This is a genomic window from Streptomyces sp. DSM 15324, from assembly GCF_001514285.1.
GTDB lineage: Bacteria > Actinomycetota > Actinomycetes > Streptomycetales > Streptomycetaceae > Streptomyces.
The window spans coordinates 806,294-819,017 of the sequence record NZ_KQ949025.1; the positions used below are offsets into that span (position 1 = coordinate 806,294).

The following is a 12,724-nucleotide window of genomic DNA, read 5'->3' on the forward strand; positions in this document are numbered from 1 at the left end:
CCCGAGGGGCGCGGGGAACCGTCCCACCGGCCCCCCACGGCCCGCAGGCGAGGTCAGACCCGCATCGGCTGCGGCGACTCCCGGCGCAGGGGGTCCGGGCCGTCGTACTCGCGGATGATCTCGTACCGCGTGTTCCGCTCCACCGGGCGGAAGCCCGCGTCGCGGATGAGGTCGAGGAGGTCCTCGCGGGTCAGCTTGTTGGGGGTGCCGTAGTTGTCGGCGTCGTGGGTGATCTTGTACTCGACGACCGAGCCGTCCATGTCGTCCGCGCCGTGCTGGAGCGCGAGCTGCGCGGTCTGGACGCCGTGCATGACCCAGAAGACCTTGACGTGCGGGACGTTGTCGAACAGCAGCCGGGAGACCGCGAAGGTCTTCAGGGCCTCCGCGCCGGTCGCCATCTGGGTGCGCGCCTGGAGCCGGTTGCGGACCTTGCCGTCCTTCATGTCCACGAAGTCGTGCTGGTAGCGCAGCGGGATGAAGACCTGGAAGCCGTTCGTCTCGTCCTGGAGCTCACGCAGGCGCAGCACGTGGTCGACGCGGTGGCGGGGCTCCTCGATGTGGCCGTACAGCATGGTGCACGGGGTCTTGAGACCCTTCTCGTGCGCCAGGCGGTGGATGCGGGACCAGTCCTCCCAGTGGGTGCGGTGGTCCACGATGTGCTGCCGGACCTCCCAGTCGAAGATCTCCGCGCCGCCGCCGGTGAGGGACTCCAGACCCGCGTCGATCAGCTCGTCGAGGATCTCCGAGGCCGACAGCCCGGAGATCGTCTCGAAGTGGTGGATCTCGGTGGCCGTGAAGGCCTTCAGGGAGACGTCCGGCAGAGCCGCCTTCAGTTCCCGCAGCGAGCGCGGGTAGTAGCGCCACGGCAGGTTCGGGTGCAGGCCGTTGACGATGTGCAGCTCGGTGAGGTTCTCGCTCTCCATCGCCTTGGCGAGCTTCACCGCCTCCTCGATGCGCATCGTGTACGCGTCCTTCTCGCCCGGCTTGCGCTGGAAGGAGCAGTAGGCGCAGGAGGCGGTGCACACGTTGGTCATGTTGAGGTGCCGGTTGACGTTGAAGTGCACCACGTCGCCGTTCTTGCGGGTGCGCACCTCGTGGGCGAGGCCGCCGAGCCACGCGAGGTCGTCCGACTCGTACAGCGCGATGCCGTCCTCGCGGGTCAGCCGCTCACCGGCCCTGACCTTCTCCTCCAGCTCGCGCTTGAGCCCGACGTCCATGCCCACACCTTTCCTCGACCAGCGACTGACCAACCGTACGCCTACCGCTTCACACCTCCTCGGGAAGCTCCCCGACCCGGTTCTCCCACTTCGTGGAGAGCACGATGGTGGTACGGGTCCGGGAGACGCCCTTGGTCCCCGACAGCCGCCTGATGATCTTCTCCAGGCCGTCCACGTCGTTCGCCCGCACCTTGAGCATGAACGAGTCGTCGCCGGCGATGAACCAGCAGTCCTCGATCTCGCTGAAGTCCCTCAGCCGGCTCGCCACCTCCTCGTGGTCGGCGGCGTCGGAGAGGGAGATGCCGATGAGGGCGGTGACGCCGAGGCCGAGCTGGGCGGCGTTCACCGTGGCGCGATAACCGGTGATGACACCGGCCGCCTCCAGCCGGTTGATGCGGTCGGTGACGCTGGGTCCCGACAGGCCGACGAGGCGCCCCAGCTCCGCGTAGGAGGCCCGGCCGTTCTCCCGCAGGGCCTGGATGAGCTGCCTGTCCACCGCGTCCATGCGAATCGAAGCCTTCCTGAAGTGATGAGAGGTACTAAGAGGTACTGCGACTACTGCGTGTACTGCGACGCACTGCGACGTACTGCGACGTACTGATGACGATGCCGCTCAGGCGTCCCGGGTTCCGGATCCCCCGCCCAGTTCGCCCTCCCACCGGCGGTAGAGCCCGTGCGCGACCCCCGCCGCGTCGAGCACCCGCCCGGCGACGAAGTCGACCAGGTCCTGGATGTGGGTGGCGCCCGCGTAGAAGGCGGGCGAGGCCGGGACCACGGCGGCGCCCAGGTCGTCCAGGGTCACCAGCTGGCGCAGGGTCTGCCCGTTCAGCGGGGTCTCCCGCACGGCGACGACGAGCGGCCGGCGTTCCTTGAGCGTGACGGAGGCGGCCCGCTGGAGCAGGTCCTTGGACAGCCCGAGCGCGACCCCGGCGACACAGGCGGTCGAGGCCGGAACGATGATCATCCCCTTGGTGCGGTACGACCCCGAGGACGGGCCCGCCGCCAGGTCCCCGGCGGCCCAGTACCGCACCGCGCTGACGTCGGCGTCGAAGGTGCCCGGCTTGCCGTCGGCCCCCTGCCCGAGCCATTCCCGCAGGTCGTCCCGCCAGTGCGCGTCCCGGAAGGAGATCCGGGTCTCGTCGAGCAGGGTGAGCCGCGAGGCCCGGCTGACCACCAGGTCCACGCTCTCGCCCCCGGCGAGCAGCGCCCGCAGCACCGCGGCGGCGTACGGCGTACCGGAGGCCCCGGACACCCCCACGATCCAAGGCACGCGCTGCGTTTCTCCTGCGTTCACACCTTGAGCGTACCGGTGGGCAGCAGGGTCTTCAGGACGGGACCTACACCCTGAGCCCACGCATCAGGAGGTCGGCGAGCGCACAGACGAACAGGCTGATCCCGATGAAACCGTTCGTCGAGAAGAACGCCCTGTTCAGACGGGACAGATCATGGGGGCGCACGATGGTGTGCTCGTAGACGAAGGCACCCGCGACGATCACCAGTCCGAGCCAGAAGAAGGCACCGGCGCCGGTGGTGACGGCGTACCAGACGAACAGGGCCGTGGTGACGGCGTGGCAGACGCGCGCGGCCCGGACGGCCGCGGGGATGCCGAAGCGGGCCGGGACCGACATGACGCCGATCGCGCGGTCGGTCTCGACGTCCTGGCAGGCGTAGATCAGGTCGAAGCCGCCGATCCAGATCCCGACGGCGAGACCGAGGACGACCGCGTCCCAGGACCACTCGCCGGTGATGGCCAGCCAGCCGCCGACCGGCCCCATCGCCTGGGCGAGCCCCAGGATGGCCTGCGGGAAGTTCGTGAAGCGCTTCCCGTAGGGGTAGACCACCATCGGGATCACCGCGACCGGCGCGAGGGCGAGGCAGAGCGGGTTGAGCAGCGCCGCCGAGCCGAGGAAGACGGCCACCGCGATCAGCGCGCCGGTCCAGGCGTGCTTCACGGACATCGCCCCGGTGACCAGCTCACGCTGGGCCGTGCGCGGGTTGCGGGCGTCGATCTCGCGGTCGATGATCCGGTTGACGGCCATGGCGAAGGTGCGCAGGCCGACCATGCAGATCGTCACCAGGAGCAGCCGCGCCCAGTGGATGTTCCGGTCGAGCTGGAACATCGCGGTCAGCGCGGCGATGTAGGCGAAGGGCAGCGCGAAGACCGAGTGCTCGATCATCACCAGCCGCAGGAAGGCCTTGGTGCGTCCCGGCTGCGGGAGCGCTGCGGAGGCGGAGCTCACAGGCCGTACTCCTTCCAGCGGCGGTCGACCTTCGCCGCCGTGTCGGGGTCGGGCAGGACCATGTCCGGCCAGCCCCCGTCGCGCGTGTAACCCTCCTCGGGCCACTTCTTCGTCGCGTCGATGCCCGCCTTGCCGCCCCAGAACTGCTGGTAGGAGGCGTGGTCGAGATGGTCGACGGGGCCTTCGACGATGCTCAGGTCACGGGCGTAGTCCGTGTTGCCGAGGGCCCGCCAGGCGACCTCGTGCAGATCGTGGACGTCGCAGTCGGAGTCGACGACCACGATCAGCTTGGTCAGGGACATCATGTGGGCGCCCCAGATGGCGTGCATGACCTTCTGCGCGTGCTTGGGGTACTTCTTGTCGATCGACACGATCGCGCAGTTGTGGAAGCCGCCCGCCTCGGGGAGGTGGTAGTCCACGATGTCCGGGACGATGATCTTCAGCAGCGGCAGGAAGAACCGCTCGGTCGCCTTGCCCAGCGGGCCGTCCTCCGTCGGCGGGCGGCCGACGACGATCGACTGGAGCAGGGGGCGCCGGCGCATGGTGACGCAGTCGATCGTCAGCGCGGGGAACGGTTCCTGCGGGGTGTAGAAGCCGGTGTGGTCGCCGAAGGGGCCCTCGGGGAGCATCTCGCCGGGCTCCAGCCAGCCCTCCAGCACGACCTCCGCCTGCGCCGGCACCTGCAACGGCACGGTCTTGCAGTCGACCATCTCGATCCGCTTGCCGGCGAGGAACCCGGCGAACAGGTACTCGTCGATGTCGCCGGGCAGCGGCGCGGTGGAGGCGTACGTCACGGCGGGCGGGCAGCCGAAGGCGATCGCGACCGGGAGGCGCTCCCCGCGCCGGGCCGCCACCTGGTAGTGGTTGCGGCTGTCCTTGTGGATCTGCCAGTGCATGCCGATGGTGCGCCGGTCGTGGCGCTGGAGCCGGTACAGCCCGAGGTTGCGGATCCCGGACTCGGGGTCCTTGGTGTGGGTGAGGCCGAGGTTGAAGAACGAGCCGCCGTCCTGCGGCCAGGTGAAGAGCGCCGGGAGCTGCTCCAGGTCGACGTCGTCGCCGTGCAGGACGACCTCCTGCACGGGGGCGTCCCCGGACTTCACCTTCTTCGGCGGTACGTGGGTCATCGCGCCGAGCTTGCCGAACGCCTCGCGGACCCCGACGAACCCGTGCGGCAGCTCGGGCCGCAGCAGTCCGCCGATCTTCTCGCTGATCTCGCCGTACGACTTCAGCCCGAGCGCCTTCAGCAGCCGCCGGTCGGTGCCGAAGACGTTCATCGCGAGGGGCATCGACGAGCCCTTCACGTTCTCGAAGAGAAGCGCGGGACCGCCGGACTTCTGGACGCGGTCGACGATCTCCCCGACCTCCAGATACGGATCGACCTCGGCCTTCACGCGCTTGAGGTCGCCTTCCCGCTCCAGTGCCCTGAGCAGGGAACGAAGATCGTCGTAAGCCATGTGTCCCAGTATCGGCCACCCGCTACCCTGACCCCGTCACCGGGGCCGTCCCGTGGCCCGTCGCCGTCTTCTGGGGGAACCCGCCGCCATGCTCAGGTATCTGCCGTTCCTGCTGGTCCTGGCGCTGTGGATCTACGCGTTCATCGACTGCCTGAACACTCCGGAGGAGGAGGTGCGGGGCCTGCCGAAGGTGGTGTGGGTGCTGATCATCCTGCTCTTCGGCGAGGTGCTGGTCGGTCCCGTGGCCTGGCTGGTGGCGGGCAAGGTGCGCGGTGTGCCCGGCCGGGGCGGCGCCGGGGGCGGGACGTGGGTGGCGCCCGACGACAACCCCGAGTTCCTCAAGTCGCTGAAGGACGAGCAGGCCAGGAACGACGAGCGGCTCCTGAAGGACTGGGAGGACGACCTGCGCCGGCGCGAGGAGGAACTGCGGCGCCGCGAGTCGGGCGAGGAGCCCAAGGAGGGCTGAGCGAGGGTACCGGCCCGGGGAGCCCTACAGGTTGTACGCCGGCGGGCCTCCCGAAGCGGACAATGCGCCTGTGGGCCGCAAGCGGTGGGAACCGGACACTTACGTCGCATGACGACTGCTCCCGCCGACTCCCCCGGCACCCTCGCCCCGGTCTACGGTGACAAGGTCATCGCCGTCGAGACGGCGGGCTCGGACCCCGTCCCCGAGGCCGAGCGCCACGGTTCCCCGCTCCAGCTGCTGTGGACCTGGGCCTCACCGAACATCGAGTTCGCGACGGTCTACATCGGCGTGATCTCGGTGCTCTTCTTCGGCCTGGGCTTCTGGGAGGCGACCGCGGCCCTGCTCCTCGGCACCGGCCTCGGCGCTCTCACCCAGGGCGTCCTCTCCCTCGACGGCCCCCGCTTCGGCGTTCCGCAGATGGTGGTCGGCCGGCTGTCCTTCGGTTTCCGGGGCAACATCCTGCCCGCCGCCGCCAACGGACTGATCGCGGGCGTCGGCTGGTTCGCGGTGAACAGTGTGAGCGCGGCCTTCGCCCTGAACACCCTGACCGGCCTGCGCCCCCTCCCCTCGCTCCTCCTCGTGGTCGCGGCCGAGATCCTGATCGGCTTCCTCGGCCACAACTTCGTGCACGTCTTCGAGAAGTACGCCTTCCCCGTGCTGGCGCTGGTCTTCCTGCTGGCCGGGGTGTGGACCTTCGGCCACGCGGACCTCGGCGGGGGCGGCTCGGGCGGCGGCATCGGCGGCTTCCTGCTGGCGACGGCCACCGCGTGGGGCTACGCGGCGGGCTGGAACCCGTACGCCGCCGACTACTCCCGCTACCTCCCCCGCACGGCCGACCGCCTCCGTACCGCCGTCTACCCGGCGCTCGGTCTGTTCCTCTCGGTGGCCGTGGTCTCGGTCATCGGCGCGGCCTCCGCGACGATCGCCGCCCCGAAGGACGCCACCCCGACCGCGGCCTTCACCGGCCATCTCCCCGGCTGGCTCGGTGACCTGGTCCTGCTGGCGATCATCCTGGGGGCGATCTCGGCGAACGCCCTGAACATCTACTCCGGCGCGATCTCCCTCACGGCCCTCGGCCTGAACCTCCCGGCCTGGCTGAGCCGCAGCACGCTCGTCGTGGTCTCGGGTGTGGCCGGTACGGCGGCGGCCTGGGCGTCGCTGGCGGACGCGGGGTCGGCGTACGAGGCGTTCCTGCTGGTCATCGCGTACTGGGTGGCGCCGTGGCTGGGGGTCGTCCTGGCGGACCGGCTGCTCCAGGGCCGTACGGCGTCCGACGAGGAACTCTCGGCCCGCCTGTCCGACCGCTCCTTCACCAACCACCCGGGAATCGTGGCCCTGTTGACCGGCGTGGCGGTGTCGGTCCCGCTCTTCTCCAACCAGGAGAAGTACGTCGGGTACGTCCCCGCGCACTGGCCGTCCTTCGGGGACATCACCCCGCTGGTGGGTCTGCTGGTGAGCGCCGGGCTGTACACCGTGCTCCGTCGAGGGCGGCGGGCGGGGTGAGCGCCATCAGCGGCCGGCAGACCCCAGGGACGCCACGAAGGCGGCCCAGACGCTCCGCTTGATGAGGAGCACGGGGCCGTCGGGGGTCTTGCTGTCACGGACGGGGACGACGGAGGCGGACTCGGGGGCGATTTCGAGGCAGTCGCCGCCGTTGGCCCCGCTGTAGCTGCTCTTGATCCAGGTCGCCATAGTGCCCGTACCCTTCCATCACGCCGCAGATCAGGGCGGCGGAGTCAGCGGCTGACAGTGCATCGGCCCTGAGCACATCATAGGTCTGGCTGTGGGCGAGGAAGATGGCCGGATCGTCGCTGAAGTGGCCGCGGTCCAGCGATTCCGAGTACACCCACTCGTGCCCGTCGGGCAGCCTGATCAACGACATCGAGGTGTCGGGCCGGTCGATGTCGGGACGTCCCGACGGGACCACCTGGATGCGGATGTTGGGGAGTTCCCCGGCCCGCAGGAGATGGGCGCACTGCTCCCGCATGACCTCGCGGCCGCCCACCACATGCCGCAGGCAGCTCTCGTCCAGCACGACGATGTAATACGGCCCACCCTTGGCGTAGAAGCGCTGTTGGCGGCTGAGTCGGGCCCGGACGCGCTCGTCCACATCGTCGGCGTGGGGCAGGCGGCGGGCGAAGAGCGCGGCTGCGTAGTCGGGGGTCTGCAACAGGCCGGGCACCACGTGTGCCTGATAGGCCCGCAGGGACACGGCCTCCGCGTCCATCCGAGCCCGGCGCTCGAACCAGTCCGGATGCTCCACCTGCGGATACCAGTCGATGCGCCCCCACAACCGCCCCAACGCCCCACCCGTCCGCAGCAGTGCGTCGCAGGTCCGGGCGAACGGCTCCTGCGGCACCCGCGTCCCCGCCTCGACCCTCGCCACCAGCGAACGGTCGCAGGGGATCGCCTTCGCCAGCGCCTCCTGCGTGAGGGAGGCCCCCTCACGGAAGTGGCGCAACAGCTCGCCGAACAGCGCGGCGTTGGTGGTCACGCTCCTCGCCCCCTTTCCCCCGCCCCCTCCGTGACAGATGCCCTTGTCACACGCCGGGCATTGATACGCACCGTGCCCGACCGCCACGCTCGACACACCCAGAGTGACCAAGTCGGTACGGAGAGAGAACGGACAGGGCGTGAACGAGCACATCGAGAGCGGGTTCGAAACAGGAACGGTCGTCTACGACCCCGGGTCGGACACCGTGGGCGAGTATCAGGGCAAGGCCGGTCCCTACGCCCTGCTGCGCCCCCTCGGCGGCGGCCGGGAGTGGGAGGCCCGCCCGGACCTGATCCGCCCCGCCACCCCCGCCGAACGCCTCAGCGCGAGCCTGCGCGCGGCCAACTCCCGCTCACTGCACAGCGGCCCGCCGGTCCCCGTCCGCGACTGCGCCGCCTGCGCCGACCTGGCCGGGCTGCGCGACGCGGCCCGCGCCCGGCGTGACCGCAGCGCGGAGACCGACGCGAACGTCCTGCTCCGCCGCCATCAACACCGGTACCACACGGCCTTCCTGGGCCTGACGGAGTACACGTCCACCCCGGACGTCTCCGCCGGGGCCGAGTACGAGATGTCCTGCACCCACTGCCCCGCCGCCTCCGGGACGCGCCCCGGCAGCGCCGAGACCGAGGAGTGGCAGAGCGGGCACGCCCGGGAGACCGGGCACACCCGCTACCGCCGCGCCGTCGCGGACTACGCGGTGCTGGACCGGGCGGAGTCCTAGACGGTCCTCAGCCGGAGCAGGAACTGGCAGCCGCCGGGGCGGCCGTCGGCGTCGATGCCCACCGTCACCGGGCTGCCCGCGAACGCCGAGCGGTACTGGCCGGCGGGGAGCGCGTTCACGCACTGCCCGCCGTCGCCGTCGGCGTAGAACTGCACGTCGAGGACCACGTCGGAGCGGCCCGACACGGTGAAGGTGAGGTTGCACCAGCCGGACCGGTTGTCGGTGTCGACCCGGACGCTGGGGCCGAAGGTCCTGAACCGCTGGATCGGTATCTGGTAGGTGCCCTGGTTTCCGCACTGCCCCGCGTCGCCGCCGGGGCTCGCCTGGAAGCCGTACGTGAGGGACGCGCCCGCGAGGGTGTTGTCCGGATCGTAGACACCGAAGGCCAGCTGACAGCCGCCCGGACGGTTGTCGGTGTCGAAGCGGATCGCGCGGGTGAAGTCCGGTGACGTACCCCACTGCTGTCCCGTCGTCCCGCCGCACTGCCCGGCGTCGCCGTCGGGGTTGAACTGGACGCCGATCTCCGCGGCGGCGGCGAGCGTCCCGGTTTCCGACGCGTGCGCCGCCGTGCCGGAGAGGCCGGCGATCAGCGCACCGGCGGCGAGCACACCCGAGAGCGCTCTCAGGCGTCCGGTCAGGCATAACTTCCTCACGATGGGGTCCCCTCCCGAGAAGTCATGGTGCATCGCATCCGCTCCCTGTGAAGCAGACGTGAAGATTCAGTATGGGCATGGGGGAGGGGGAGGCCACGGCGGTAACGCGCCATTCCCGGTGTCACTCCACGGTGATCGAGTCCAGCTTCTCCCGCAGATACACATGCGAGTCGACCGCCTCGTACGCCACGCGCCCCACGGGTGCCGGCACGGACTCCACGATCGTCCCCGGCGTGCACTCACCGAAGTAGACGAGGGACATGAGCTCCTCGGCGGGCTCGTCGGCCGGGGGCGGGAGCACCCGGTGCCGGCCCGACCGCCACCGGTCGCCCGTCCACCGGGCCATCAGATCACCGATGTTGATCGTGAAGGCGTCCGGGTCGAAGGGCGCGTCCTCCCAGCCGCCGTCGTCCGTCCAGACCTGGAGTCCGCCCTTGCCGGCCTGCCGGTCGAGGATGGTGACCGTGCCGAAATCGGTGTGCGGGCCGATCCGGAACTGGCCGGGCTCCGGCTCGCCCACGACCTCCGTGCCCGGGTACCAGTTGATGTTGAAGCCGTAGGTGGGGTGGTCCATGTGGCGGGAGAAGAAGTCCGGCTCCAGGCCGAGGGCCTCGCCCAGCAGGGACAGCAGCTGCTTCTCCAGGCCGGCCATGTGCGCCAGGTACTCCTCGCAGAGCGACTGGAGCTCCGGCACCTCCGTCGGCCAGACGTTGGGCGCGTACCACTCCGCGTTGATCACCGGGTCGTCGAACGGCTCGTGCGTGGCGAAGGTCAGGGACTCCTTGAGGTCCGGCGGGGTCTCGGTCCCCTCGGAGTAGCCGTTCGCCTCCGCGCCGGGGCCGAGCCAGCCCCGGCCGCCGACCTTCACGGCGTACGGCTGCTTGACGTCCACCGGGAGCGTGAAGAACGCCCGGGCCGCCGCCCGGATGCGGGACCGCAGGGACGGGTCCACGCCGTGCCCGGTCACCAGCAGGAAGCCCGCGGTCCGGAGGGCCTCGTCGACGGTGCGGGCGATGGCTCTGCGGGCCTCCGCGTCCCCTTCGAGCCAAGGCGTGAGGTCGATGGTGGGAATGCGCGGGTCAGACACCGATGTCCTCGTTCCAGAGTGCCGGGTTCTTCTCGATGAAGTCGCGCATCATCGCGACGCAGTCGGCGTCGTCGAGCAGCACGATCTCCACTCCGTGCGCGGCGAGCCAGTCGTGGCCGCCGTGGAAGGTCGCGGCCTCGCCGACCACGACCCGCGTGATGCCGAACTGCCGGACCAGGCCGGAGCAGTACCAGCACGGCGAGAGGGTGGTCACCATCGTCGTGCCCCGGTACGACCGCTGTCGGCCCGCCGCGCGGAAGGCCGCCGTCTCCGCGTGCGTCGAGGGGTCGTCGTCCTGGACGCGCCGGTTGTGGCCGCGGCCGAGCAGGGTGCCGTCGGGGCCGTAGAGCGCGGCGCCGATCGGGATGCCGCCCTCGGCGAGCCCGGCGCGGGCCTCGGCGACGGCGGTGGCCAGCCAGGCGCGGGCCGTCGTCTGGTCCAGGGGGACCTGATCCACAGGGTTCATGGCTCCACTCTGGTGCGCCGGAAACACCGGGGCAACGTGCGGAAAGTACTCTCCGGGCAGCCGGCGGCCGGACGTTCTGTCAGCACCTGGAGGTTCCCGTGCCCGCACTCACCCTCCGTGAAGTCCTGACCCTCGACCCGGTGCGGGCCAGCGCGCCCGAGCTGCTGGCGGGGGCGGCGGGGCTCGACCGGCCCGTCCGCTGGGTGCATTCGTCCGAGGTGTACGAAGGGGCGAACTTCCTCGACGGCGGGGAGCTGCTGCTCACCAACGGGTTCGGGCTGACGGACGCGGAGGACGAGGCCCGGCGCCGGTATGTGCGGGAGCTGGCCGCACGGGGCGCCGTGGGGCTGGCGGTGGAGGTGGGGCGGTCCCTGCCGCGCATGCCCGGTGAGGTGGTCGACGAGGCCCGTCGGCTGGAGCTGCCCCTGCTGGCGCTGCACCGGGTCGTGCCCTTCGTACGGATCGCCGAGGCCGCCAACCGCGCGATCGTGGCCCGGGGTCTGTCGGGGCGCTCGGCCGTACGGCCCCGGGGCGACGACCACACGGCCGCCCTGCTGGCCGACCTCGCCGACCGGGCCGCGCTGAACCAGCCGGAGGTGGAGGCGCGCGCGGCGCTCGCCGGGTTCCGTCCGGGGCCGGGGGCGCGGCTGATCGGGGTGTCCGTGCACGGCGCCCGCGGAGAGGCGGGGACGGTCGACCGGGCCGTACGGCTGCTGGGGGGTGCCGGAGCGCTGCGGGCCGCCTTTCCCGGGGATGTGCTCGCCCTGCTGGCGCTGCCCGGCGGGCGGGCCGGGGATCCGGTGCGGGCCGTGCAGGAGGCGTTCCGGGCGGTGGCCGAGCCGGGGCTCACGGTCGCCGTGGGGCACGCGGTGCGGGCCGGGGGCGGATGGCTGCACTGGAGCGAGACGCTGCGTGCGGCCCGTACGACGCTGGAGCTGGCGCTGACCGTGCCGCCTGCCGAGCCCGCCGCGCCCGGGGGCCCGCTGGTGGCGTCCTCGCGGGCCTTCGCCCTGGAGCGGGAGCTGACCCGGGGCGGTGTCCCCGCCAACCGGGAGCGGCTCGCGGGGATGGTCCAGCACGCCCTCGGGCCGCTCCTGGAGTGGGAGGCGGCGCACCCGAGCGACCTGGTCCGCACCCTGGAGGTGCATCTGCGCAACGGCTGCTCCCCGACCCGCACGGCCGCCCTCCTGCACATCGGCCGCCAGTCCCTCTACCAGCGGCTGGAGCGCATCGAGTCCCTGCTCGGCCTGGAGATCGACGACCCGGACCTGCTGGGGGAACTGCTGACGGCGGCCTGTGCGCACCGGGTGGTCCGCGGGACGGCCCGGTCGGCGGCCCCCGGGGCGGCAGGGGTCAGCGCGGCGTGACGCGGCTCGGGCCGTCGCAGGGGGCCGGGCAGAGATCGGACGCCTGTCGTCGTCCCGGCCGGGGTGGGCCATGGGGCACGTCACGGCGGGGGGCGGCCGGCACCCCCTGCCCGGCGTTCAGGGGGCGACCAGCGCCAGGACCGCGGCACCTGCTCATGCGCGCCCCAGCGTGGCGCCCAGATGGTCCAGGCGGGCCTGCCACTCGGATGCGCGGTCCTCGTCTCCCGGGAATTCGCCGGTGAACCGCAGGACCGACGCGTCGTCCCCGTCCCGCTCCAGGTGGAAGCGGATCCGGCCGGCGCCCTCCAGCGTGTACTCGGCGACCCGGTCCACGTCCCACGCCGTGACCCGGCCCTCCCCCGCCCCGCGCAGCACGACCGCGCCGCCCAGCCGGGGTTCGAGCCGGTCCACCCCGGTCCACCAGGCCGCGATCCCGTCCGGCGTGCTCACCGCAGGCCAGACCGTCTCCATGGGCACCGGGAGCCGTACCAGGAGGTGCATGCCTCCAGCGTGAACCCGGCCCACGGAATCCGCAGGCCGGGCTCATGGACGAGCGGGG

At 71.5% G+C, this 12,724-nt stretch carries 15 protein-coding genes; 4 read left to right on the forward strand and 11 right to left on the reverse strand.

The window, feature by feature from the left end; translation table 11 throughout:
• Positions 1–53 precede the first annotated feature (53 nt).
• The 5 genes from mqnE to AQJ58_RS14070 form a co-directional block, all read right to left on the reverse strand.
• Positions 54–1,217 (reverse strand): aminofutalosine synthase MqnE, encoded by a 1,164-nt coding sequence (gene mqnE, locus AQJ58_RS14050; RefSeq protein ID WP_067249487.1) that lies wholly within the window; start codon positions 1,215–1,217, stop codon positions 54–56.
• A gap of 49 nt (positions 1,218–1,266) precedes the next feature.
• Positions 1,267–1,722, reverse strand: coding sequence for an Lrp/AsnC family transcriptional regulator (locus AQJ58_RS14055; protein ID WP_067249489.1), 456 nt, complete (start codon positions 1,720–1,722; stop codon positions 1,267–1,269).
• 108 nt (positions 1,723–1,830) lie between these two features.
• Positions 1,831–2,487: a UbiX family flavin prenyltransferase gene (locus AQJ58_RS14060; protein WP_067249492.1), complete on the reverse strand. Its 657-nt coding sequence runs from the start codon at positions 2,485–2,487 to the stop codon at positions 1,831–1,833.
• Positions 2,488–2,554: 67 nt separating this feature from the next.
• The gene (mqnP, locus tag AQJ58_RS14065; RefSeq protein ID WP_067249495.1) at positions 2,555–3,457 is read right to left on the reverse strand and encodes a menaquinone biosynthesis prenyltransferase MqnP; all 903 of its coding nucleotides are present in this window, start codon (positions 3,455–3,457) and stop codon (positions 2,555–2,557) included.
• A complete protein-coding gene (locus tag AQJ58_RS14070; RefSeq protein ID WP_067249497.1) occupies positions 3,454–4,911 on the reverse strand; it encodes a menaquinone biosynthesis decarboxylase in 1,458 nt (485 codons plus the stop codon). Before AQJ58_RS14070 ends, mqnP begins: the two co-directional genes overlap by 4 nt.
• Positions 4,912–4,999: 88 nt before the next feature.
• On the opposite strand from AQJ58_RS14070, the gene AQJ58_RS14075 reads away from it, so the two are divergent.
• Positions 5,000–5,377 (forward strand): PLD nuclease N-terminal domain-containing protein, encoded by a 378-nt coding sequence (locus AQJ58_RS14075; protein ID WP_067249500.1) that lies wholly within the window; start codon positions 5,000–5,002, stop codon positions 5,375–5,377.
• A 108-nt stretch (positions 5,378–5,485) separates the two neighbouring features.
• Positions 5,486–6,880 (forward strand): purine-cytosine permease family protein, encoded by a 1,395-nt coding sequence (locus tag AQJ58_RS14080; protein WP_067249503.1) that lies wholly within the window; start codon positions 5,486–5,488, stop codon positions 6,878–6,880.
• A gap of 6 nt (positions 6,881–6,886) precedes the next feature.
• Here AQJ58_RS14080 and AQJ58_RS44390 read toward each other — a convergent pair whose 3' ends face one another.
• A complete protein-coding gene (locus AQJ58_RS44390) occupies positions 6,887–7,057 on the reverse strand; it encodes a DUF397 domain-containing protein (protein ID WP_234360051.1) in 171 nt (56 codons plus the stop codon).
• Positions 6,975–7,871: a helix-turn-helix domain-containing protein gene (locus AQJ58_RS14085; protein ID WP_234360039.1), complete on the reverse strand. Its 897-nt coding sequence runs from the start codon at positions 7,869–7,871 to the stop codon at positions 6,975–6,977. The genes AQJ58_RS44390 and AQJ58_RS14085 overlap by 83 nt, the downstream gene beginning before the upstream one ends.
• A 139-nt stretch (positions 7,872–8,010) precedes the next feature.
• On the opposite strand from AQJ58_RS14085, the gene AQJ58_RS45635 reads away from it, so the two are divergent.
• Positions 8,011–8,592 (forward strand): DUF7848 domain-containing protein, encoded by a 582-nt coding sequence (locus tag AQJ58_RS45635; RefSeq protein ID WP_067249505.1) that lies wholly within the window; start codon positions 8,011–8,013, stop codon positions 8,590–8,592.
• Here the strand turns inward: AQJ58_RS45635 and AQJ58_RS14095 are convergent.
• From AQJ58_RS14095 to AQJ58_RS14105, 3 genes are all read right to left on the reverse strand, one after another.
• Positions 8,589–9,245 carry a hypothetical protein gene (locus AQJ58_RS14095; protein WP_234360040.1) on the reverse strand — a complete coding sequence of 219 codons (657 nt, stop codon included), beginning with the start codon at positions 9,243–9,245 and terminating at the stop codon, positions 8,589–8,591. The two genes, AQJ58_RS45635 and AQJ58_RS14095, sit on opposite strands and share 4 nt — an antisense overlap.
• 121 nt (positions 9,246–9,366) lie before the next feature.
• A complete protein-coding gene (locus AQJ58_RS14100) occupies positions 9,367–10,332 on the reverse strand; it encodes an isopenicillin N synthase family dioxygenase (protein ID WP_067249510.1) in 966 nt (321 codons plus the stop codon).
• Entirely contained in the window at positions 10,325–10,798 is a 474-nt protein-coding gene (locus AQJ58_RS14105) for a nucleoside deaminase (RefSeq protein WP_067249513.1), read from the reverse strand. Before AQJ58_RS14105 ends, AQJ58_RS14100 begins: the two co-directional genes overlap by 8 nt.
• A 98-nt stretch (positions 10,799–10,896) precedes the next feature.
• Between AQJ58_RS14105 and AQJ58_RS14110 the strand changes: the two genes are divergently transcribed.
• Entirely contained in the window at positions 10,897–12,165 is a 1,269-nt protein-coding gene (locus AQJ58_RS14110) for a PucR family transcriptional regulator (RefSeq protein ID WP_067249515.1), read from the forward strand.
• A 153-nt stretch (positions 12,166–12,318) separates the two neighbouring features.
• Here the strand turns inward: AQJ58_RS14110 and AQJ58_RS14115 are convergent, their stop codons facing one another.
• Complete coding sequence (locus AQJ58_RS14115) at positions 12,319–12,666, reverse strand: SRPBCC family protein (protein WP_067249517.1); 348 nt, start codon at positions 12,664–12,666, stop codon at positions 12,319–12,321.
• Positions 12,667–12,724: the final 58 nt, after the last annotated feature.

Bases quoted from the DNA above. Each gene is read 5' to 3' on its own strand.
- mqnE (WP_067249487.1), bottom strand. From the start codon at position 1,217: ATGGACGTCGGGCTCAAGCGCGAGCTGGAGGAGAAGGTCAGGGCCGGT.
- AQJ58_RS14055 (WP_067249489.1), bottom strand. From the start codon at position 1,722: ATGGACGCGGTGGACAGGCAGCTCATCCAGGCCCTGCGGGAGAACGGC.
- AQJ58_RS14070 (WP_067249497.1), bottom strand. From the start codon at position 4,911: ATGGCTTACGACGATCTTCGTTCCCTGCTCAGGGCACTGGAGCGGGAA.
- AQJ58_RS14075 (WP_067249500.1), top strand. From the start codon at position 5,000: ATGCTCAGGTATCTGCCGTTCCTGCTGGTCCTGGCGCTGTGGATCTAC.
- AQJ58_RS14080 (WP_067249503.1), top strand. From the start codon at position 5,486: ATGACGACTGCTCCCGCCGACTCCCCCGGCACCCTCGCCCCGGTCTAC.
- AQJ58_RS14105 (WP_067249513.1), bottom strand. From the start codon at position 10,798: ATGAACCCTGTGGATCAGGTCCCCCTGGACCAGACGACGGCCCGCGCC.
- AQJ58_RS14115 (WP_067249517.1), bottom strand. From the start codon at position 12,666: ATGCACCTCCTGGTACGGCTCCCGGTGCCCATGGAGACGGTCTGGCCT.